Here is a 19,590-nt window from a genome sequence, read left to right as displayed (position 1 = left end):
TCAGATGTCCAGCCTGCGCTCGGACATCCACTTGACGATGGCCGGGTCGCGGTGAGAGAAGAAGCTGCTCGTGTTGGTGTCGAGCGTGGCGATGCTTGCCATGTGGGCGTCGCTGAGTGCGAAGTCGAAGATGGCGATGTTCTCTGCCATGCGCTCCTTGCGGACCGACTTGGCGAGCGCGACGATCCCGCGCTGTACCAGCCAGCGCAGCACCACCTGGCCGACCGACTTGCCGTAGTGCCGGGCGATGCCGAGCAGCACTTCGTTCTGGAAGAGGCCGTTGCGGCCTTCGGCAAACGGAGCCCAGGCCTCGGCCTGCACACCCATCTCTCTCATGAACGGCACGGCTTGCAGCTGCTGCTGGAAGGGGTTCACTTCGACTTGGTTGACCGCCGGTGCGATCTCGTTGAACGCCTTGATGTCCATCAGGCGGTCCGGTTGGAAGTTGCTGACGCCGATGGCGCGCAGCTTGCCCGCGCGGTAGGCGTCCTCCATCGCGCGCCACGAACCGTGGACGTCGCCGAAGGGCTGGTGAATCAGGTACAGGTCGAGGTAGCTGAGCTGCAGCCGACGCAGGGACTTGTCGATGGCTTGTTGCGTGCGCTCGTAGCCGGTCTCCTGCACCCAGAGCTTGCTGGTGACGAAGAGCTGGTCACGCGGCACGCCACTGGAGCGCAATCCCTTGCCGACCGCTTCTTCGTTCATGTAGGAGGCCGCGGTGTCGATCAGCCGGTAGCCGGCTTCGATGGCATCGACGACGCTGCGCTGGCACTCATTGGCATCGGCGATCTGGAAGACGCCATACCCGACCATGGGCATGTGAAGACCGTTGTTCAGAACGACGTGCTGCATGCGCTTTGCCTTGTAGAAGTTTGATGGCACGAACTTTAGGCAGCGGACTGGCATCTGGATAGATGCATTTGGGTTGTTGAATTAGCATCAATTCAATGACAATGAAAGCCGCGAGGAGGCCACTCATGGCGATCAACGAGCTTCGATCCATCACGACCTTTATCAAGGCAGCGGAACTTGGCAGCCTGCGCAAAGCTGCAGCAGAACTTGGCATCAGCCCCCAGGCGGCGAGCAAGGCATTGGCCCAGCTGGAAGCCCATCTGGACGTGCGCCTGTTCCATCGGACAACGCGTGTGATGTCGCTGACCGATGCAGGACAGCGGCTGTTCGAGGACGTGCGGCCGGCCGTGACGGGAATGCACAGAGCACTGCAGTCCGCCAAGTCGGCACGGGATGAATTTGCGGGCCCGCTGCGCATCACGGGACCTCGCACCACGTTCCAGCCGATTCTTTGGCGCCTGGTCGACGAGTTTTGCGATATGCATCCAGGGATCCAGCCCGACGTCTTGCTGGACGATCGTATCGGCAACTGGGTGGAGGATCGCGTGGACGTGGGCTTTCGTCTCGGTCCGTCGCCCCATGAGGGCGTGATTGCACGACGGCTGTTCCCGGTTCAGTTGCCCATCTGCGGTGCACCTTCCTACTTCGCGAAGCACGGTGTGCCCGAGTCGTTGGCTGACCTGGCCACACACCGCTGCAGCGCCTATCGGCATCCGAGCACGGGGAAAGTGCTGCCGTGGCGGGTGAAGATCGACGGCCAGGCCGCCGACCAGCCAGTCGCCCCGACGATCTGCAGCAACGACGAGCTGTTTGAGCTGCAAGCCGTCCTGGCCGGCAAGGTGCTGGCCCAGCTCGCGGGCGTCACCGCGGCACCGTTTATCCGCTCCGGCAAGCTGATCCCGATCCTCGTGGACCACATGCCGGACTACGCCAGCTACTTCGTCTACTTCGGAAGCAGGTCGTCCCAGCCAGTACGAGCCCGTGCATTCATCGATTTGGCCGTTCAACGTCTGGTAGACAGCCCGGAGTACGTACTCAGCCCGAGCGAGCTTCTGGGCAAAGTCGGACGACCAGGCCGCGCTTGATGCAACACAAGCAGCATCAGCCATTGCCCAGAAAGCACGGGCCCCCTCCCCCTTCAACGCCCTCTCATCCCCATCAAAGCCTCGATCGTCACCTTCGTCGCGTCGTCGTCAGGCCTTTTGCGATGCGCGATGCCCAACGCCCTTGACAGTGCCGGCCGCAGGGGCCGCGTGGTGATGCGGGGGTCAGGCTGCGGTGCGCCGGCCTCGTGGGGCAGCAGCGCGGCGCCGTAGCCCGCTGCGACCAGGCTCTTCATTGCGTCGTTGTAGTTCAGCTCGATCCGTGCCTGCGGCCGGGCGCCGCCTGCGGCAAACCATTCGGCGGTCTGGCGTGACAGCCGGGTTCCACGGTCATTGGCGATCAGGGGGCGGGCCGCAAGCCAGGCGGGCGTGATGTGCCGCGGCGGCTTCCAGGCGGCCGGGATGAAGGCCAGCACGGGGTCCTGGCGCCAGGCCTGCACCTGCAGCCCGCGCAGCACGGGCTGCGGCAGCGCGACGATGCCGATGTCCAGGCTGCCGGCAGTCAGGCGCGCCAGGGCTTCCTCGCTGGTCATCACCGCCACTTGCACATCGATCTCGGGATGCCGGGCGGCCAGGGTTTCCAGTGCCTGGGGCAAGAGGTGCGCGAGCGCGCCGGTGGAGGCGCCCAGGCGCACGCGGCCCCCGCGCGTGGCGATCTGGCGCTGCACGGTCTGCAGGAGATCGTCGGCCTCGGCCAGGAGCTGGCGCGCCTTGTCTATCAGCAGGCTGCCCGCCGATGTGGCGGTGACGCCAGCCGGTGCGCGGTGCAACAGACGTGTTCCCAGACGCTCCTCGAGCTGCGCCACATGCAGCGTCACCGTGGGCGGCGCCAGGTGCAGCACCTTGGCGGCGGCGGCGAATGAGCCCAGGTCGGCCACCGTCAGCAGGGTGCGCAGACGGTCCAGATTGATTTCGCGCATGGTGCGGTATCCCAGGTTGCCAGCAATTCAGGAATCATGAATCCGTAGTTTGTCAGATTCAACTGGTCTGCATGCGGCAGGCGCTGCACCATGCGCTCCACACCCAATCGGAGCAACCCATGACCTCTCTTGTTTTCATCGACGGCGACCAAGGCACCACCGGCCTGCAGGTGCGCGAATGGCTGGCGCATCGGACCGACCTGCGCCTGCTGCAGCTGCCAGCCGACCAGCGCAAAAGCACGGCGCACCGCGCCGAGGCGCTCAACGACTGCGACATCGCCTTGCTGTGCCTGCCGGACGAGGCTGCGCGCGAGGCCGTGGCGCTGGTGCGCAGGCCCGGCGTGCGCTTGATCGACGCGAGTTCTGCGCATCGCACCGCGCCGGGCTGGGTCTATGGCCTGCCGGAACTGGAGGCCGGCCAGGCCGAACGCATCGCCAAGGCCCGGCGCGTCAGCAATCCCGGCTGCTATCCGACAGGTGCGCTCGCGCTGCTCAGGCCCTTGATCGACGCGGGCCTGCTGCCCCCCGACTACCCGCTGGCCATTCACGCGGTATCGGGCTACTCGGGACGGGGCCGCGCAGGGCTGCTGGACCATGAGGGCGCTGCCGCCGCGACTGCCGTGCCGCTGCAGGTGTATGGACTGGGACTGCACCACAAGCACGTGCCCGAGATCCAGCAGCATGCCGGCCTGGCCCATGCGCCGGTGTTCGTGCCGGCCTATGGCAACTACCGGCAAGGCATCGTGCTGACCATCGCCCTGCATCTGCGGCTGCTGCCCGCCGGTGTGACCGCCCGCAGCCTGCATGCTGCGCTGCAGGCGCGGTACCAGGGCCAGCCGTGCATCGAGCTGCAACCCCTGGTGGCGGATGCCGATGCGCAGCGGCTCGATCCGCGTGCGCTCAATGGCAGCAACCGGATGCGGCTCGCGGTGTTCGGGCAGCCGCAGGAGGAACAGGTGTTGCTGGCCGCCGTGTTCGACAACCTGGGCAAAGGCGCTGCCGGTGCTGCGGTGCAGAACCTTGATCTGATGCTCGGGCTGCAGCCAATGCTGCAGCCGCTACTCGACGGCTCGACGAATCCATCGAGCATTCCCCTCCCCCTCTGAGCAAGCAGGACATGCGTTCCCCGCCGAATGCGGCGAGCAGGCCGCCGTCTCGCCGCTGGCGCGCATGGCTCATCCGGGCCAGCCCCGCCAGCAATTGCTGGCCAGACCGAAGCTGGTGCTGCGCCAGTCGGCCTGAATCCGGGCTGGCGATCAGCCGGGACTGGCGTCTGCGCCCACCATCTCCCGCACCCAGCCCGGCAACTCCACGGCCTTTTGCCTGGGAAAATCCACCCAGATGACGGTGCCGCCACCGGCCGCGCAGATCACGCCGGGTTCGGAGACGCGCTCCATGGTGGCCCAGGTCTCGAACGTTGTGCGGCCGGGGTCGCTGGCGTACATCTTGAGCAGCACTTCGTCGGGATAGGCCAGCTGCTGGTGGAAGTTGCAGAACGCATTGACGATGACCGGCCCCTGCCCGCCCGGCGCGGGCGCCATGCCCGCTTCAACCATCCAGTCGATGCGGGCGGTTTCCAGATAGCGGAAGTACATGGCGTTGTTGACATGGCCCATGGCGTCCATGTCGCCCCAACGCACTTTGAATCGCATCTCGTGAACCCATTTTTTATATTCTGGAATCTCTATGCGCATGCCTGCAGTCTCCTTGTTGTAGCGCCACCGCAAGGCAACATGCCCCGCAGCCCCCGGTCACTGTGCAGCAGCCCGCATTCCCGCGCTGTCACCTATCAGCAACGACGGGGTCCACGCACGTCATAGAATCCACCGCATTGCGGCATTTGCGCTGCAGCCGAACGAACGTTCGGTCTGCCGAACATCCTGTTTTTTCAATATCCAAGCGAGACACCCCGATGACGAACGAAGAAATCCTGGCCCAGTACGGGCCGCGCGAAGCCATGGAATACGACGTGGTGGTGGTTGGCGGCGGCCCCGGCGGCCTGGCCACGGCCATCCGCCTCAAGCAGCTGGCGGCCGAAAAAGGCCAGGATGTCTCCGTCGTCGTGCTGGAAAAGGGCTCGGAGCCCGGCGCCCACATCCTGTCGGGCGCGATCATGGACCCGCGTGCGCTGACCGAGCTCATCCCTGACTGGAAGGAAAAGGGCGCGCCCCTGACCCAGCCCGTCACCGACGACGCCATGATTTTCCTGGGCGAGAAATCCGCCCTGCGCACGCCCAACTTCCTGCTGCCGGCCTGCTTCCAGAACCATGGCAACTACATCGTTCGCCTGGGCTACGTGGTCAAGTGGCTGGGCGAACAGGCCGAGGCGCTGGGCGTGGAGATCTTCCCGGGCTTTGCCGCCGCCGAGGTGCTCTACAACGAGGACGGCTCGGTCAAGGGCGTGGCCACCGGCAACATGGGCATCGGCAAGGACGGCGAGCCCACGGGCGAGTTCCAGCTGGGCATGGAGCTGCACGCCAAGTACACGATCTTTGCCGAGGGCGCACGCGGCCACCTGGGCAAGCAGATCATTGCCAAATACCAGCTTGACGCCGGCAAGGACCCGCAAAGCTACGGCCTGGGCATCAAGGAGCTGTGGGAAATCGACCCGGCACGCCACAAGCCCGGCTTCGTGATGCACACGGCCGGCTGGCCCATGGACAGCAAGACCTACGGTGGCGCCTTCCTCTACCACCTGGACGACAACAAGGTCACGCTGGGCTTCATCACGGGCCTGGACTACGCCAATCCCTACCTGAGCCCCTTCGAGGAGTTCCAGCGCTGGAAGACCCACCCCAACATCCGCTACTACCTGGAAGGCGACGAGTCCAAGGGCATCAAGCCGGCCAAGCGCCTGGGCTATGGCGCGCGCGCCATCACGGCCGGCGGCCTGCTGTCCCTGCCCAAGTTCGTGTTCCCGGGCGGCGCGCTCGTGGGCTGCGACGCAGGTTTCCTGAACGTCAGCCGCATCAAGGGCAGCCATGCCGCCATCAAGACCGGCATGATGGCCGCCGATGCCGCCTATGACGCCATCGTCGCGGGCCGCCAGGGCGACGAGCTGGGCGCCTATGTGGAGGCCTTCGAGAACAGCTGGCTGTACGAAGAGCTGAACAAGTCGCGCAACTTCAAGGCCTGGTTCAAGAAGGGCCTGACCACGGCCACGCTGATGAACGGCATCGAGCAGTTCGTGCTCAAGGGCAACATCCCCTGGACGCTGCACCGCGACAAGCCCGACCACGCCTACCTGAAGCCGGCCGCCGAGTGCAAGCCCATCGACTACCCCAAGCCCGATGGCAAGCTGACCTTCGACCGCCTGTCCAGCGTCTTCATCAGCAACACCAACCATGCCGAAGACCAGCCGGCCCACCTGACGCTCAAGGACGCCTCGGTGCCCGTGGCCATCAACCTGGCCAAGTACGCAGGCCCCGAGCAGCGCTACTGCCCGGCCGGCGTCTACGAGTTCGTGGACGACACGGCCCAGGGCGGCAAGCGCCTGCAGATCAATGCCCAGAACTGCGTGCACTGCAAGACCTGCGATATCAAGGACCCCACGCAGAACATCGTCTGGGTCACGCCCGAAGGCGGCGGCGGGCCGAACTACGCGGGCATGTGATCCGCACGCCACACCGGCCCTCCTCTGAAGCCTGCCCAAGCCTGCTTGTGCAGGCTTTTTCTTTGAGCGCCGTCAAAGCCATCAGGGCCCAGAAAGCATAGAAGGCCATCCGAAAGGCGCTTGCACGCAATAAAAATGCACGACAAAGCCCAAAACAAGCCCCTGAAGACGCAAACCTGCACCGCCAAACCTGTTCAACACGCATGAAAAAGTTGCACCTAGGGCATTCCCCGCAGATTTCATGCCAATTTTTAGATACAAACCTATAGGTGAAAACCGGGTCGTCCAAACGCCAAGGCGTACAGGGCGGCTGCAGTAGACTTTGCCGCGAAGCGCCGCGACCGTCCTGTGCGGCCTTCTGCTGAGCAAACAGGAACAAACACAAGCACGTTGGAGATACACGTATGAAGCACTTGTCTTGGGCGCCCCTGGGCGCGCTGGCCCTGGCAATTTCCGCCATCGCGGGCGGCGCCCACGCCGCTGACGAGAAGTCGGTCGCAGTGACCGCCATCGTCGAGCACCCTGCACTCGACGCCGTGCGCGACGGCGTGCAGGCCGCGCTCAAGGAAGCTGGCTACGAAGCCGGCAAGAACCTCAAGTGGCAGTACCAAAGTGCCCAGGGCAACACCGGCACGGCCGCGCAGATCGCACGCAAGTTCGTGGGCGACAAGCCTGACGCCATCGTGGCCATCGCCACGCCCTCGGCCCAGGCCGTGGTCGCATCGACCAAGACCGTGCCCGTGGTGTTCTCCGCCGTGACCGACCCCGTGGCCGCCAAGCTGGTGCCCAGCTGGGAGCCGTCCAGGAACAACGTGACCGGCGTGTCCGACCTGCTGGCCCTGGACAAGCAGATGGAACTGGTCAAGCAGGTCGTGCCCAACGCCAAGCGCGTGGGCATGGTCTACAACCCCGGCGAGGCCAACTCCGCCGTGGTGGTCAAGGAACTCAAGACCCTGCTGCCCAAGCTGGGCATGACCCTGGTGGAAGCCGCGGCACCCCGCTCCGTGGACGTCAGCAGCGCTGCGCGCAGCCTGGTCGGCAAGGTCGATGTGATCTATACCAACACCGACAACAACGTGGTCTCGGCCTACGAGTCGCTGGTCAAGGTCGGCCAGGACGCCAAGATCCCGCTGGTGGCCTCGGACACCGACTCCGTCAAGCGCGGCGCCGTGGCTGCCCTGGGCATCAACTACCGCGATCTGGGCGAGCAGACCGGCCGCATGGTCGTGCGCATCCTCAAGGGCGAAAAGCCCGGCGACATGAAGACCGAAGTCAGCACCAAGATGGAGCTGTTCGTGAATCCCGGCGCCGCCGAGAAGCAAGGCGTCAAGCTGTCTGACGCGCTGGTCAAGTCGGCTGCCCAGGTCGTCAAGTAATAACCGGGGTTTGCCTGCCCGGGGCCAACCCGGGCAGTGCGCCCACGGTGGCAGGCGCCATGGCAACATGGCCCTGCCCTTTTTTTAAGTCGTTTTCTGTCCCACGCGCCTGTCGCTCCTCCTATGTCTCTTTTCTCATTGCTCGGTGCCGTCGAGATCGGCCTGATCTTCAGCCTGGTGGCGCTGGGCGTCTTCATCTCGTTCAGACTGCTGCGCTTTCCCGACCTCACGGTGGACGGCAGCTTTCCGCTGGGCGGCGCCGTCTGCGCCATCCTGATTTCCACGGGCACCAATCCCTGGCTGGCCACGCTGGCCGGCACGGCCGCTGGCGCCGTCGCGGGCCTGATCACGGGCTGGCTCAATGTGCGCCTGAAGATCATGGACCTGCTGGCCTCCATCCTGATGATGATCGGCCTGTACTCGGTCAACCTGCGCATCATGGGCGGCCCCAACGTGCCGCTGATCAACGAGACCACGCTGTTCACCCTGCTGCAGCCCGACAGCGTGGCCGACTATGTGATGCGCCCGGTGATCCTGTTCGTGATCGTCGTGCTCGCCAAGCTGGGCCTGGACTGGTTCTTCGCCACCGAGCGGGGCCTGGCCATCCGCGCCACGGGCTCCAACGCCCGCATGGCCCGTTCGCAGGGTGTGAACACAGGCGCCATGATCCTGCTGGGAATGGCGATCTCCAACGGCCTGGTCGGCCTGGCCGGCGCGCTGTTCGTGCAGACCCAGGGTGGCTCGGACATTTCCATGGGCATCGGCACCATCGTCATCGGCCTGGCTGCCGTGATCGTGGGCGAATCCATCCTGCCTTCGCGCCGCATCGTCTGGGCCACGCTGGCCGTGGTGGTGGGCGCCATCGTTTACCGCTTCTTCATTGCAGCGGCCCTCAACAGCGATTTCATCGGCCTCAAGGCCCAGGATCTGAACCTCGTCACCGCCCTGCTGGTGACCGTCGCCCTGGTGATCCCCCAACTCAAGCGCAAATTTGCACAGCGCAAGTCCTGATCGCCGGAGAACCCTCATGCTGAGCGCACAACAACTCGAAATCACCTTCAACCCCGGCACGCCCATCGAAACGCGGGCGCTGCGCGGCATGTCGCTGGACATTCCCGACGGCCAGTTCGTCACCGTCATCGGCTCCAACGGCGCCGGCAAGTCCACCTTCCTGAACGCCGTCTCGGGCGACCTGTCCGTGGACAAGGGCCGCATCGAGATCGCCGGCCAGGACATGACGCGCCTGCCCGTGTGGGCACGTTCCGAACGCGTGGCCCGCGTCTTCCAGGACCCCATGGCGGGCACCTGCGAGGACCTGACCATCGAGGAAAACATGGCCCTGGCCCAGCGCCGCGGCACCTTCCGCCGCCTGAGCCGCGCCGTCAAGGCCGAGATGCGCGACAACTTCCGCGAGCGCCTGTCCATCCTGGGCCTGGGCCTGGAAAACCGCCTGACCGACCGCATCGGCCTGCTGTCCGGCGGCCAGCGCCAGGCCGTGAGCCTGCTGATGGCGGCGCTGCAGCCTTCGCGCATCCTGCTGCTGGACGAGCACACCGCCGCGCTCGACCCGCGCACGGCCGACTTCGTGCTGCAGCTGACGGCGCGCATCGTCTCCGAAGCCAAGCTCACCACCATGATGGTCACCCACAGCATGCGCCAGGCGCTGGACGTGGGCGAGCGCACGGTGATGCTGCACCAGGGCCAGGTCGTGCTCGACGTCAGCGGCGAAGAACGCGCCCGCATGGACGTGCCCGACCTGCTGCACATGTTCGAGAAGGTGCGCGGCGAAAAGCTGGCCGACGACGCGCTGCTGCTGGGCTGAGCGCTCCGCACTTCCGGGAACAAGGGGCGCTGCGGCGCCCCTTGTTCATGGGATGGCCACGGGCTGGCTAAACCCACACATCGTTGGGCGCCGTCCTCTCGCCGCCTTCCTCCCCGGTGTTCAGCACGCCGCGCGGCTCGATCAGCATGAGGCGGGCTTCCCGCTCGGCGCTGGGCTTGTGCTCCGTGCCTTTGGGGACCACGTACAGCTCGCCCTGGCGCAGCAGCACATGGCCATCACGGAAGTCGATGCGCAGCTCACCGTCCAGCACCAGGAAGGCTTCATCCGTTTCGGCATGCGAGTGCCAGATGAACTCGCCCTGCACGCGCACGATCTTGAACTGGTAGTCGTTCATCTCGGCAACGACGCGGGGGCTCCACTGGCCGGTGAAGCGGCTGAATTTCTCGGGGAAGTTGATGGCCTCGCAGGGGCGGTTTTCAACGGGGAACGTCATGGGCAGACCTTATGAAAGCATGTGAAGCCTCCATGCTAGGAAGCGCCATTCCTCCGGTCTTGCACGATCGTGCAGCTCAGGCCGCGCCCAGGCGCCTGAGCCAGCGCGCCGGCGGCACGCCATAGGCCATGGCGAACTGGCGCGCCATGTGGCTCTGGTCGAAGAAGCCGGCCTGCAGTGCAGCCTCGGCCGCGCCCTGCCCCGTCAGCAGCAGGCGCCGCACGGCATCCAGCCGGCGCATGGTCAGGTAGCGGTAGGGGCTGGTGCCGTAGAGCGCGCGGAAGTCACGGCACAGCCGCCAGCGGTCCAGGCCACTGGCCTGGGCCAGAGCATCCAGGGTCACGCCCTGCACCAGCGCGTCGTGGATGCAGGCGCGGGCGCGTTCCACGGCCCCCAGGTCCGGCAGGCGCCGGACGTTGCGGCGGCCCGCCACGGCGTCCAGCGCCCATGCCAGGTCGTAGATGGCGTCGTCGCGCGCCAGCGGCTCCAGGTCTTCATCCAGGCCCTGCAGCAGCGGCAGCAGCGCAGCCTTGAGCCGCGGATCGGCAGACAGCCCGCCCTCGACAAAGGGCAAGGGCCTGCCGCCCAGCACCTGCTGGATCAGGGCCGGCTCCACATAGACCATGCGGTAGCGAAAGCCTGCGTCAGTGCCCGCATGGCCGTCATGCAATTCGTCAGGGTGCAGCACCATGGCGCCACCGGGCAGGCTGTGCCGCTGGCTGCGGCGGTAGGCAAAGCTCTGCACGCCGGACAGCGTCAGGCCCAGTGCGTAGGTGTCGTGCCTGTGGGGCGCATAGCCGTGCCCGCCGAAATAGGCCTCGATGCGCTCCAGGCCTGCGCCCAGCTGCGAATGCCGGACCCAGTCGCTGGAGATGCTCGTTTCTGCCATGTGGGTTGGTGGTGAGGGGTATGCAAAGCAGCCGCAGATGGTAACTGCGGGCCAGTGACCTCAAGGCGAGCAGGCCGGCTGCTCCGCACCCGGCACGGCCTGGCTTGCCGGTGCACGACGCATGCCCGCCGACACCACCCACCCCAGCAGCGCGATCAGCGCAGCGCCCCATTCGGCCTGCTGCAGCCCCCGGGCCGTGGCCTCGCGCAGCGCATAGGGCGCCGTGATACCGGCCAGCGGCGCGGTGGCCACCATGACCAGCAGGGCCAGCCCCAGCGCCGCGCCCACTTGCTGGGCCGTGGCCGCAATGCCCGAGGCCACGCCCTGCTGCGCAGCCGCCACGCCCTGGCCGGCCACCACCCACATGGCGGTCCAGCACGCGCCCTGGCCCAGGCTGAGCACCACGAAACCGGGCACCAGCCAGATATAGCTGCCACCCAGCGGCAGCGCCCAGGCCATGTAGGCCAGGCCGATGGTGCCTGCGGCCCAGCCGCCCATCAGCACGGCGCGCGGTGTGGAGCGGTGCAGCCAGTGTTCGGCCCAGCGGATGCCCAGCGTGCAGACCGCCGTGGGCAGCAAAAAGGCCATGCCGGCCTGCAGCGGGCTCCAGCCGAAGATCTGCTGGAAGTACAGCGCCAGAAAGTAGTACTGCACACCAAAGCTGCTCATGAAGATCATGGTCAGCAGCATGGCCGCGCGCAGGCTGGGCACGCGCAGCAGGGACAACGGCATCAGCGGCGAGGCAATGCGCGCCTCGATGCGCCAGAACAGGGCCAGCGCCGCCATGGCCACGGCCAGCGTCCCCAGCGTGGCGGCGCTGGCAAAACCCCATTCCGGCCCCTGCACCAGGGCCGTCACCAGCAGGCTGCTGCCCACGGTCACGCTCAGGCAGCCGGCCAGATCGAAGCCCTGGCCTGGCGCGGCGCGCCCGGTCCGGGCCGAGGGCGGCAGAAAGCGCAGCGCCGCCATGGCGCACGGCCAGGCCACGGGCACCAGCACCCACAGCACCCAGTTCCAGCCCAGCGTCTGCGTGAGCACGCCGCCCAGCAGCGCGCCGGCCGCCAGCCCGCCGGCCGACGCCATGCTCCACACGGCCAGGGCGCGGTTGCGCTCGGGCCCGGCCGCATACAGGGTGTTGATCAGCGACAGCGTGGCCGGAAACAGCAGCGCCCCGGCCACGCCCTGCCCTGCGCGGCCCAGCACCAGCTGCCAGGGCTGGGTGGCAAAGCCGCCGACCAGGGAGGCCAGGCCGAACAGCGCCATGCCCGCCACATACATGCGCCGCTTGCCCAGCAGGTCCGCGCAGCGCCCGCCCAGCAGCAGGCAGCCGCCGAAGGCCACGCTGTAGGCACTGATCACCCACTGCAAATGGCGCGCATCCATCTGCAGCTGCTGGCCCATGGCGTCGAGCGCGACGAAGACGATGGTGGCATCCAGCGCAATCAGCAGCTGGGACAGGGACAGCAGCGCCAGCGCGGCGCGCGGATGGCGCAGGGCGCCGGGGGAATCGGTCATTGGCATGGCGCCGATCCTAATTAATGCACTTATGAAGATAAACAGCAGATCTTCATTTTTCTTATGCAAAACTGCATTAATCGAATCTGGAGACATGCCATGGATCTCAACGCCGTGCACCTGCTCATCAAGGTGGCCGAAAGCCGCAGCTTCACCCAGGCCGCCACGCTGCTGGGTACCAGCCAGCCTCGCATCTCGCGCGCCGTGGCCCAGCTGGAAAAGGACCTGGGCACGCGGCTGCTGCACCGCAATACGCGCAGCGTCTCGCTCACGCCTGATGGCTGCGCGCTGGTGGACCGCTGCGCACCGCTGATCGCCGGGCTGGAAGAGGCCCGCCAGCTGGTCAGCGACCGGCGCTGCGCCCCCAGCGGCGTGCTGCGCATGACGGCGCCGTCGATGCTGGGCCGCATCGTGCTGGTGCCGCTGCTGGGGCAGTTGCTGCGCGAGCATCCGCAGCTGCAGATCGACACCAGCTTCACCGACCGTCTGGTGGATATGGTGGAGGAAGGCTTTGACGCGGCCGTGCGCATAGGCCCGCTGGCAGACAGCCGCATGATTGCCCGCGCCCTGCCGCCGCTGCGCTGGGTGACCGTGGCCTCGCCCGCCTACCTGGCGGCGCGCGGCACACCGCAGACGCTGCAGGAGCTGGCGCAGCACAGCTGCATGGCCGTCTACAACCACTACCTGGGCCGGCGCGTGCCCTGGCAGTTCCTGGCCGGCAATGGCGAGATGCTGGACTGGCCTGCGCCGCAGACCGTGACCTTCGACAGCGGCGATCCGCTGGTGGAAGGCTCGCTCAGCGGCCTGGGCGTGGCCCAGGTCATGGAGTTCGCGGTGCGCGAGCACCTGCAGGCGGGCCGGCTGGTGCGGCTGCTGCCCCAGCACGAGGGCCGCGCCCGCGAACTGTCCCTGGTCTACCCGCGCACGCGCCAGGCCTCGCCGCGCATCAAGGCACTGGCCCAGCTGCTGCTGGCGCAGACACGGTGGTAGGCAGGCAGGCGGGCCGCAGACGGCGTGGCGCCATGCACACAGTGGGTTCGGATTCAGTTCCGCTTATGTGGGTGAAGGGGGATTAAACTCCTGCCTTTCCACGATGGCAGCGTTCTCGGACAATCACGCCTTTTCGTGGTGCATGCACCTTGATGGGGCCGCGACACAGCGGCTCTTTTGTTTTTCCTGTTTTGCATTCCTGCCCCCGCGCCGGCCAGCGGCCGCGCGGGATCTGATCCACCAATCGACACATCCATGGCAGCAGACAACTCCAAGAATGCCGCTCCCACCGCGCTCAGGCGCGAACTCAAGGCGCGGCATCTGTCCATGATCGCCATCGGCGGCTCCATCGGCACCGGCCTCTTCGTTGCCTCGGGCGCCACCATCTCGCAGGCCGGCCCCGGCGGCGCCCTGCTGGCCTACATGATCGTGGGCCTGATGGTCTACTTCCTCATGACCAGCCTCGGCGAAATGGCCGCCAACCTGCCCGTCTCGGGCTCGTTCGCCACCTACGGCGCGCGCTATGTGGACGAAGGCTTCGGCTTCGCGCTGGGCTGGAACTACTGGTACAACTGGGCCGTCACCATTGCCGTGGACCTGGTGGCCGCCCAGCTGGTCATGGCCTACTGGTTCCCCGACGGCAACGGCATGCTGTGGAGCGCCCTGTTCCTGGCCATCATGTTCGGCCTCAACGCCATCTCGGTCAAAGGCTTCGGCGAGGCCGAGTACTGGTTCGCCGCCATCAAGGTCACCACCGTCATCCTCTTCATCGGCGTGGGCGTGCTCATGATCCTGGGCATCGTGCGGGGCGGCGCGCCTGAAGGCGTCTGGGGCAACTTTGCCCTGTGGAGCCAGGGCGACGCGCCCTTTGCGGGCGGTTTCTCGGCGCTGATCGGCGTGGCCATGATCGTGGGCTTTTCCTTCCAGGGCACGGAGCTCATCGGCATTGCCGCCGGCGAATCCGAGAACCCCGCCAAGAACGTGCCCCGCGCCGTGCGCCAGGTGTTCTGGCGCATTTTGCTGTTCTACGTCTTCGCCATTCTGGTCATCAGCCTGCTGATCCCCTACACCGATCCGCACCTGCTCAAGAATGATCTGGGCGACATCAGCGTGAGCCCCTTCACCCTGGTCTTCGAGCGCGCTGGCCTGTTGTCGGCCGCCGCCGTGATGAACGCCGTGGTGCTGACCTCGGTGCTGTCGGCCGGCAACTCGGGCATGTACGCTTCCACGCGCATGCTCTACACGCTGGCCTGCCAGCGCATGGCGCCGCGCATGTTCTCGTATGTCAACAAGCGCGGCGTGCCCACGCTGGCCCTGCTGGCCACCACCGTGGTGGCGGCGCTGTGCTTCCTGACCAACATCTTCAGCCCGCAACTGGTCTACATCTGGCTGCTGAATCTGTCGGGCATGACGGGTTTCATCGCCTGGCTGGGCATTGCCATCAGCCACTACCGCTTCCGCAAGGGCTTCGAGGCCCAGGGCCTGGACCTGAACCAGCTGCCCTACCGCGCATCCTGGTTCCCGTTCGGCCCCATCTTCGCCTTCGTGCTGTGCATGGTGATCACGCTGGGCCAGAACTACGAGGCCTTCATGGCCGACCGCATCGACTGGACCGGCGTGGTTGCCACCTACATCGGCCTGCCGCTGTTCCTGCTGATCTGGGGCGGCTACCGCCTGGTCAAGGGCACGCACATCGTGAAGTACAAGGACATGCAGCTGGGCTCCAACGTCGATTGACACCCGGCCCAGTCCCCATGAAAAACAGCCCGCAGATGCGGGCTGTCGTCTTTCAGGCATCGGCCGACCACACGGCCAGCTCGTAGCCGTCCGGATCGGTGAAGTGGAACCTGCGGCCCCCCGGGAACGCGAACACCGCACGGCTGATCACGGCCCCGGCCCCGGCCGCCTCCACGCGGCGCTGTGCCTCGGCCAGATCGTCGGCGTAGAGGATGACCAGCGGGCCGCCGGGCCGCACCTCTTCGCCCGTGGTGAAGCCGCCCGTCAGCCGGCCGTCGCTGAACTCGGTGTAGCTCGGCCCGTAATCGGTGAAGGTCCAGCCGAAGGCCTCGCCATAGAACGCCTTGCTGCGCGCAATATCGGCCACGTTGAATTCGATGTTGTCGATCTGGTGGTTCTTGCCCCTGATGCCCATGTTCTGCTCCGTTGAATGCTGGTAAGCCGCCATCATCGGCCACGCCGTGGCAGCGGTCTTGAACAAAACGGCCAGCCGGACTGCTCAATCCAGCAACTGCGCCATGGCGGCCTGCGCCGTGATGCCGCACAGCGCCCTCACCTCGCGCGACAGATGCGCCTGGTCCGCGTAGCCCGCGTCCAGGGCCAGGGCCGCAAGACCTGCCTGCCGGTCAGACCGTGCCAGGGTCAGCAGGCGCTGAAAGCGCAGCACGCGCTCCAGCGTCTTGGGGCCGTAGCCAAACTGCGCGTGGCACAAGCGGCGCAGGCTGCGCTCGGACATGTCCAGCTGTGCGCGCATGGCGGCCAGTACACCGGATTCATCCCGCCAGGCTGCAGCCGCCACATTGAACAGCTGCATGGCCTGCCGGTCCGGCGCTGGGGCGTCGCGGCCCATCTGCACCAGTCCACGGAGGAACACGGCCTGCCCTGCGCCCGGCTGCGCATCGTTGATGCGATGCACCCACTCCCGCGCGCGCGACCCCAGCAGATCGCCCAGTTCCACCGCCTGCCCCACGATCTCGTCCATGGGCAGGCCCAGCCAGGCGCTGGCCGCACCGGGGCCGAAGCGCGCCCCCCATACCTCGGACCCCGGCACCAGCGCGGGCCGCGCAGCCACCCGGTCGGGCCCCACGGCCAGCAGCCGACCGCCTTTGCAGACGATGTCCACGCAGCCATCCGGCACCACGAGAAAGCCGCCGGCGTAGTCCCTGGCCACGGTGCTGCTCCACAGGCACTGGAAGTGCGGCTGCAAGGCGGGCGGTGGGGAGTGTTCGCGGTAGGGGGCGGGCGGCGGCGCCTGGCCAGAGGGCATGGACTTCAGACCCCCAGCGGCAGGTCGGCCTTCTTCAGCGTGCGCAGCACAAAGCTGGACTGGCTGTGGCGTATGCCCTTGATCTTGTAGAGCTTCTCGCGCAGCAGGCGCTCGTAGTCGCGCGTGTCCTTGACGACGACGCGCAGCAGGTAGTCGTACTCGCCCGAGACCAGATGCGCCTCCACCACCTCGGGAATGGTCGCCAGCATCTCGCCGAATTTCTCCAGCGTGTTGTCCGAATGGCTGTCCAGCGTGACCTGCACCAGCACCGTATCGCCCAGGCCCAGCGCCAGCGGGTTCAGGCGCACGGTATAGCCCTCGATCACCCCCGCCTCTTCCAGCTTCTTGATGCGCGCCCAGCAGGGCGAGGCGCTCAGGCCCACGGCCGCGCCGATTTCCTGCAGGCTGGCGCGCGCGTTGGCCTGCAGGGCGGAAAGAATCTTTCTGTCGAGGGTATCCATGGCCGGCAATCTACTGCAAAACAGGCAGGTGCAGAATAATTTTCTGTAGCAACGCCTGTTTTGAAGAAATAAAGCAGCATTTTCTGAGGCCACACGCGCACACTTGTCTGCATGGGAGCACGCTTACCGGCGCAGCAAAACCATTCACCCAGCCCCGCCGACTACCGCCAGCGCCCGGATGCGTGATCCCCTCAGGAGCCCGTTACAGGCCGCCCCGCTTATCCGCAGCGGGGCGGCCTGTTGCATTGGGGCGAGGTCTGAGGGAGCCTCGCACCACCGTGCCCTCGCAATGCGCTAGCGCTGAGCGGCCGCACTGCCCGCGCCGGCCGGTTCCTTGACCTGCCCGCCCTGCACCACCAGGAACACGCCGCCCAGAATCAGCGCCACCCCTGCCAGCCGCGACCAATTGACCGGCCTGGCGCCCAGGCCCATCAGGCCGAAGTGGTCCACCAGCACCGAAACCACGATCTGCCCCGCCACCACGCAGACCAGAAAACCGCCCGCACCCAGCTTGGGTGTCACGGCCGCCGCACTGGCCACATAGATGGCGCCCAGCACGCCGCCTATCCATAGCCACCACGGTCCCGCGGCCGCCTGCGCCACGGCGGGAGTGGGCGCGCGCATGGCCCAGAGCGCGGGCACGACGACCATCACGCTCACGGCCAGCGAAGTCAGCGCGCCCCACAGCGGATGGCCCAGCAGACGCCCGACCATGGCGTTGCTCGCCGCCTGGAACGGCAAGATGGAGCCAGCCAGCAGTGCCATGCCCACGGGGGCCATGGCCAAAATCGTGTTCCGTCCTGTCATGCAGATCTCCCTTTTCCTGTTCGCGAATCCATGCCTGGATGCTCTCGCATCCGCTGAATGGATGGAAATCGTTTGCCTGCACGTTCTATATTCATGCTATGGATGAACTGCGCCGGATCGACCTCAACCTGCTGCTGGCCCTGCACGCCCTGCTGGCCGAAAAACATGTGACGCGCGCGGCCCTGCGGTTGCACAAGAGCCAGCCGGCCATGAGCCATTCGCTGGCGCAGCTGCGCGAACATCTGGGCGACCCGTTGCTGGTGCGGCGTGGTGGCCGCATGGCGCTGACGGCACGCGCGCAAGGCCTGGTGCAACCGCTGGCGGATGCGCTGGGCAGCCTCAACGGCCTGCTGGCGCAGGCAGAGTTCGACCCGGCCCACGCACGCGGACGGCTGCGGCTGGCGCTGTCGGACTACGCATCGCGCATCGTGCTGCCGCCGCTGATGCGGCATCTGCGCCAGCACGCACCCGGGCTGGACCTGGCCATCAGCCAGTCCACGCGCGAGGTGATGCTGGCCCAGCTGGCCGATGGCGAACTGGACCTGGCCCTGGGCCCTTTCCCCGACGCACCCGACCTAACCGACGGCATCGAGGTGCAGGATCTGTTCCAGGAACAGTTCGTGAGCGTGGCCGACCAGGCCGTGCTGCCGGCACGCGGCGGCCTGTCGCTGCAGGACTGGCTGCAGCGCCCGCACGTCATGCTGGCCATGCGGCCCGACGCCAACGAGGAAATCGAACGGACGCTGGCCGCCCAAGGCCTGAGCCGGCGCGTGGTGCTGGCCCTGCCCCACTGGAGCGCGGCGCTGGAGGTGCTGGCCGGCACCGACCTCGTGCTGACCGTGGGCAGCCGCGCCATCGGAGACATGCGCCGCCACAAAACGCTGCGCCGTTTCGCTCCGCCGCTGGAGCTGCCCCGGTTTGCCTACCAGCAGGCCTGGCATGTGCGCAAGCAGGGGGATGCCATGCATCGGTGGCTGCGGCAGGCGGTGGCAGCGTGCTGCCGTGAAAGCCGGTGACAAGCAGGGCCAGCCTCCCTGCCACCACCCTCCCCTCTCAACGGGCCGCTCTGTCAAGAAAATCTGCAGGCTTGAGTATCTTAATGCCTTGGAAAGGATGCAGGACAAGCAAGTCCTGGTCCCCCGTCACAATCATCTGGGCACCGCCGTTGAGTGCGACATCAAGGAATTTGTCATCCTTGGGATCGCGGCATACGGAAACCTGCCGGGTGACGGAAATCCGTCGCACCACTCCGTCCAGCAACAGCAGGAAGCGCCGCCTGTCCTCGCGGGAAACATACCGGTCGAATTTCGGGCGCAAGAGAACCTCGCTCAATTCCGCCAGGGTCTGCTGGGACATCAACACGGTCGCGCAGCCCAGCGCCTGATCCACGCTCTTTGCTGCCATGCCAGTCGGCATGAGCAGGCGGCTGATCCACAGATTCGTGTCGATCACCAGCCGCAGATCAGTCCTCACGGCCCAGCAGTTCCTGAAGCACGTCTTCGGTCATACCGGCCTTGCCGGCCTTGGTGCCAACCTGGTCACTGAAGCGCTGGAACTCCGAAAGGTTGGTGTGAATGAGCCGCTCGTACTCCTGCACCGACATGACCACAGCCACATTTGCGGCTTGCTGCTGGATCAGTACAGGACCCTCGCGGACGGCCTCTATGACCTCCGCGAATCCCTTTCCTGCCTGGTTTGCCGTCATGGTGCGCATCTTGTACCTCGCAATGTTGCCCACCCATTGTGCGAGTGCGAGGGCCCACGTTCAAGCATTGCCCCGACGG

21 protein-coding genes are annotated in these 19,590 nt (G+C 66.5%); 9 read left to right on the top strand and 12 right to left on the bottom strand.

Going from position 1 to position 19,590, the window contains the following annotated elements:
* Entirely contained in the window at nucleotides 1-852 is an 852-nt protein-coding gene (locus ACFPFG_RS31295; RefSeq protein ID WP_197956008.1) for an aldo/keto reductase, read from the bottom strand.
* Nucleotides 853-977: 125 nt separating this feature from the next.
* Here ACFPFG_RS31295 and ACFPFG_RS31290 point away from each other — a divergent pair, with 125 nt between their 5' ends.
* The gene (locus ACFPFG_RS31290) at nucleotides 978-1,937 is read left to right on the top strand and encodes a LysR family transcriptional regulator (RefSeq protein ID WP_380109785.1); all 960 of its coding nucleotides are present in this window, start codon (nucleotides 978-980) and stop codon (nucleotides 1,935-1,937) included.
* Nucleotides 1,938-1,990: 53 nt separating this feature from the next.
* Here the strand turns inward: ACFPFG_RS31290 and ACFPFG_RS31285 are convergent, their stop codons facing one another.
* A complete protein-coding gene (locus ACFPFG_RS31285; protein WP_183018272.1) occupies nucleotides 1,991-2,875 on the bottom strand; it encodes a LysR family transcriptional regulator in 885 nt (294 codons plus the stop codon).
* Between the two features lie 119 nt (nucleotides 2,876-2,994).
* Here ACFPFG_RS31285 and argC point away from each other — a divergent pair, with 119 nt between their 5' ends.
* Nucleotides 2,995-3,981: an N-acetyl-gamma-glutamyl-phosphate reductase gene (gene argC, locus ACFPFG_RS31280; protein WP_183018273.1), complete on the top strand. Its 987-nt coding sequence runs from the start codon at nucleotides 2,995-2,997 to the stop codon at nucleotides 3,979-3,981.
* Nucleotides 3,982-4,131: 150 nt separating this feature from the next.
* On the opposite strand, the gene ACFPFG_RS31275 is transcribed toward argC, so the two are convergent.
* The gene (locus tag ACFPFG_RS31275) at nucleotides 4,132-4,569 is read right to left on the bottom strand and encodes an acyl-CoA thioesterase (RefSeq protein ID WP_380109782.1); all 438 of its coding nucleotides are present in this window, start codon (nucleotides 4,567-4,569) and stop codon (nucleotides 4,132-4,134) included.
* Nucleotides 4,570-4,787: 218 nt separating this feature from the next.
* On the opposite strand from ACFPFG_RS31275, the gene ACFPFG_RS31270 reads away from it, so the two are divergent.
* The 4 genes from ACFPFG_RS31270 to ACFPFG_RS31255 all read left to right on the top strand — a co-directional run bounded on the left by ACFPFG_RS31270 (nucleotide 4,788) and on the right by ACFPFG_RS31255 (nucleotide 9,686).
* Nucleotides 4,788-6,488 carry an electron transfer flavoprotein-ubiquinone oxidoreductase gene (locus ACFPFG_RS31270; protein ID WP_183018275.1) on the top strand — a complete coding sequence of 567 codons (1,701 nt, stop codon included), beginning with the start codon at nucleotides 4,788-4,790 and terminating at the stop codon, nucleotides 6,486-6,488.
* A gap of 404 nt (nucleotides 6,489-6,892) precedes the next feature.
* Nucleotides 6,893-7,864: an ABC transporter substrate-binding protein gene (locus ACFPFG_RS31265; protein WP_380109780.1), complete on the top strand. Its 972-nt coding sequence runs from the start codon at nucleotides 6,893-6,895 to the stop codon at nucleotides 7,862-7,864.
* A 123-nt stretch (nucleotides 7,865-7,987) separates the two neighbouring features.
* A complete protein-coding gene (locus ACFPFG_RS31260; RefSeq protein ID WP_034394853.1) occupies nucleotides 7,988-8,875 on the top strand; it encodes an ABC transporter permease in 888 nt (295 codons plus the stop codon).
* A 16-nt stretch (nucleotides 8,876-8,891) separates the two neighbouring features.
* Nucleotides 8,892-9,686: an ABC transporter ATP-binding protein gene (locus tag ACFPFG_RS31255; protein WP_012206116.1), complete on the top strand. Its 795-nt coding sequence runs from the start codon at nucleotides 8,892-8,894 to the stop codon at nucleotides 9,684-9,686.
* A 67-nt stretch (nucleotides 9,687-9,753) separates the two neighbouring features.
* Here ACFPFG_RS31255 and ACFPFG_RS31250 read toward each other — a convergent pair whose 3' ends face one another.
* The 3 genes from ACFPFG_RS31250 to ACFPFG_RS31240 form a co-directional block, all read right to left on the bottom strand.
* Complete coding sequence (locus ACFPFG_RS31250; RefSeq protein WP_183018277.1) at nucleotides 9,754-10,140, bottom strand: cupin domain-containing protein; 387 nt, start codon at nucleotides 10,138-10,140, stop codon at nucleotides 9,754-9,756.
* Between the two features lie 76 nt (nucleotides 10,141-10,216).
* Nucleotides 10,217-11,029, bottom strand: a complete 813-nt coding sequence (locus tag ACFPFG_RS31245; RefSeq protein WP_312372279.1) for an AraC family transcriptional regulator — start codon at nucleotides 11,027-11,029, stop codon at nucleotides 10,217-10,219.
* A 60-nt stretch (nucleotides 11,030-11,089) separates the two neighbouring features.
* Nucleotides 11,090-12,550 (bottom strand): MFS transporter, encoded by a 1,461-nt coding sequence (locus tag ACFPFG_RS31240; protein ID WP_312372281.1) that lies wholly within the window; start codon nucleotides 12,548-12,550, stop codon nucleotides 11,090-11,092.
* Between the two features lie 93 nt (nucleotides 12,551-12,643).
* Here ACFPFG_RS31240 and ACFPFG_RS31235 point away from each other — a divergent pair, with 93 nt between their 5' ends.
* Nucleotides 12,644-13,534, top strand: coding sequence for a LysR family transcriptional regulator (locus tag ACFPFG_RS31235; RefSeq protein WP_183018280.1), 891 nt, complete (start codon nucleotides 12,644-12,646; stop codon nucleotides 13,532-13,534).
* A 255-nt stretch (nucleotides 13,535-13,789) separates the two neighbouring features.
* Nucleotides 13,790-15,271 (top strand): amino acid permease, encoded by a 1,482-nt coding sequence (locus ACFPFG_RS31230; protein ID WP_013801947.1) that lies wholly within the window; start codon nucleotides 13,790-13,792, stop codon nucleotides 15,269-15,271.
* 52 nt (nucleotides 15,272-15,323) lie between these two features.
* Here ACFPFG_RS31230 and ACFPFG_RS31225 read toward each other — a convergent pair whose 3' ends face one another.
* The 4 genes from ACFPFG_RS31225 to ACFPFG_RS31210 form a co-directional block, all read right to left on the bottom strand.
* The gene (locus ACFPFG_RS31225) at nucleotides 15,324-15,686 is read right to left on the bottom strand and encodes a VOC family protein (protein WP_063325944.1); all 363 of its coding nucleotides are present in this window, start codon (nucleotides 15,684-15,686) and stop codon (nucleotides 15,324-15,326) included.
* A gap of 84 nt (nucleotides 15,687-15,770) precedes the next feature.
* Nucleotides 15,771-16,538: a DUF6597 domain-containing transcriptional factor gene (locus ACFPFG_RS31220; protein ID WP_380109776.1), complete on the bottom strand. Its 768-nt coding sequence runs from the start codon at nucleotides 16,536-16,538 to the stop codon at nucleotides 15,771-15,773.
* Between the two features lie 5 nt (nucleotides 16,539-16,543).
* Nucleotides 16,544-16,999, bottom strand: a complete 456-nt coding sequence (locus ACFPFG_RS31215) for an Lrp/AsnC family transcriptional regulator (RefSeq protein ID WP_016446324.1) — start codon at nucleotides 16,997-16,999, stop codon at nucleotides 16,544-16,546.
* 294 nt (nucleotides 17,000-17,293) lie between these two features.
* Complete coding sequence (locus ACFPFG_RS31210) at nucleotides 17,294-17,806, bottom strand: DMT family transporter (RefSeq protein WP_380109773.1); 513 nt, start codon at nucleotides 17,804-17,806, stop codon at nucleotides 17,294-17,296.
* A 98-nt stretch (nucleotides 17,807-17,904) separates the two neighbouring features.
* Here ACFPFG_RS31210 and ACFPFG_RS31205 point away from each other — a divergent pair, with 98 nt between their 5' ends.
* Nucleotides 17,905-18,822, top strand: a complete 918-nt coding sequence (locus ACFPFG_RS31205) for a LysR family transcriptional regulator (RefSeq protein ID WP_197956001.1) — start codon at nucleotides 17,905-17,907, stop codon at nucleotides 18,820-18,822.
* Nucleotides 18,823-18,859: 37 nt separating this feature from the next.
* Here ACFPFG_RS31205 and ACFPFG_RS31200 read toward each other — a convergent pair whose 3' ends face one another.
* Both ACFPFG_RS31200 and ACFPFG_RS31195 read right to left on the bottom strand, forming a co-directional pair.
* Nucleotides 18,860-19,279: a putative toxin-antitoxin system toxin component, PIN family gene (locus ACFPFG_RS31200; protein ID WP_380109771.1), complete on the bottom strand. Its 420-nt coding sequence runs from the start codon at nucleotides 19,277-19,279 to the stop codon at nucleotides 18,860-18,862.
* Nucleotides 19,269-19,511, bottom strand: a complete 243-nt coding sequence (locus tag ACFPFG_RS31195) for a type II toxin-antitoxin system prevent-host-death family antitoxin (protein ID WP_374617608.1) — start codon at nucleotides 19,509-19,511, stop codon at nucleotides 19,269-19,271. Before ACFPFG_RS31195 ends, ACFPFG_RS31200 begins: the two co-directional genes overlap by 11 nt.
* Between the last annotated feature and the right edge of the window lie 79 nt (nucleotides 19,512-19,590).

The organism is Delftia deserti (genome assembly GCF_042653485.1).
Lineage (GTDB): Bacteria > Pseudomonadota > Gammaproteobacteria > Burkholderiales > Burkholderiaceae_C > Comamonas > Comamonas acidovorans.
The sequence above is the reverse complement of the archived record's forward strand: the minus strand, read 5'-3'. Positions and strand labels throughout refer to the sequence as shown.

Coding starts and splice junctions, on each gene's coding strand:
- ACFPFG_RS31195 (WP_374617608.1), bottom strand. CDS start 19,511: ATGACGGCAAACCAGGCAGGAAAGGGATTCGCGGAGGTCATAGAGGCC.
- ACFPFG_RS31240 (WP_312372281.1), bottom strand. CDS start 12,550: ATGCCAATGACCGATTCCCCCGGCGCCCTGCGCCATCCGCGCGCCGCG.
- ACFPFG_RS31290 (WP_380109785.1), top strand. CDS start 978: ATGGCGATCAACGAGCTTCGATCCATCACGACCTTTATCAAGGCAGCG.
- ACFPFG_RS31265 (WP_380109780.1), top strand. CDS start 6,893: ATGAAGCACTTGTCTTGGGCGCCCCTGGGCGCGCTGGCCCTGGCAATT.
- ACFPFG_RS31295 (WP_197956008.1), bottom strand. CDS start 852: ATGCAGCACGTCGTTCTGAACAACGGTCTTCACATGCCCATGGTCGGG.
- ACFPFG_RS31250 (WP_183018277.1), bottom strand. CDS start 10,140: ATGACGTTCCCCGTTGAAAACCGCCCCTGCGAGGCCATCAACTTCCCC.
- ACFPFG_RS31275 (WP_380109782.1), bottom strand. CDS start 4,569: ATGCGCATAGAGATTCCAGAATATAAAAAATGGGTTCACGAGATGCGA.
- ACFPFG_RS31235 (WP_183018280.1), top strand. CDS start 12,644: ATGGATCTCAACGCCGTGCACCTGCTCATCAAGGTGGCCGAAAGCCGC.
- ACFPFG_RS31220 (WP_380109776.1), bottom strand. CDS start 16,538: ATGCCCTCTGGCCAGGCGCCGCCGCCCGCCCCCTACCGCGAACACTCC.
- ACFPFG_RS31245 (WP_312372279.1), bottom strand. CDS start 11,029: ATGGCAGAAACGAGCATCTCCAGCGACTGGGTCCGGCATTCGCAGCTG.
- ACFPFG_RS31210 (WP_380109773.1), bottom strand. CDS start 17,806: ATGACAGGACGGAACACGATTTTGGCCATGGCCCCCGTGGGCATGGCA.
- ACFPFG_RS31230 (WP_013801947.1), top strand. CDS start 13,790: ATGGCAGCAGACAACTCCAAGAATGCCGCTCCCACCGCGCTCAGGCGC.
- ACFPFG_RS31215 (WP_016446324.1), bottom strand. CDS start 16,999: ATGGATACCCTCGACAGAAAGATTCTTTCCGCCCTGCAGGCCAACGCG.
- ACFPFG_RS31225 (WP_063325944.1), bottom strand. CDS start 15,686: ATGGGCATCAGGGGCAAGAACCACCAGATCGACAACATCGAATTCAAC.
- ACFPFG_RS31205 (WP_197956001.1), top strand. CDS start 17,905: ATGGATGAACTGCGCCGGATCGACCTCAACCTGCTGCTGGCCCTGCAC.
- argC (WP_183018273.1), top strand. CDS start 2,995: ATGACCTCTCTTGTTTTCATCGACGGCGACCAAGGCACCACCGGCCTG.
- ACFPFG_RS31255 (WP_012206116.1), top strand. CDS start 8,892: ATGCTGAGCGCACAACAACTCGAAATCACCTTCAACCCCGGCACGCCC.
- ACFPFG_RS31260 (WP_034394853.1), top strand. CDS start 7,988: ATGTCTCTTTTCTCATTGCTCGGTGCCGTCGAGATCGGCCTGATCTTC.
- ACFPFG_RS31270 (WP_183018275.1), top strand. CDS start 4,788: ATGACGAACGAAGAAATCCTGGCCCAGTACGGGCCGCGCGAAGCCATG.
- ACFPFG_RS31285 (WP_183018272.1), bottom strand. CDS start 2,875: ATGCGCGAAATCAATCTGGACCGTCTGCGCACCCTGCTGACGGTGGCC.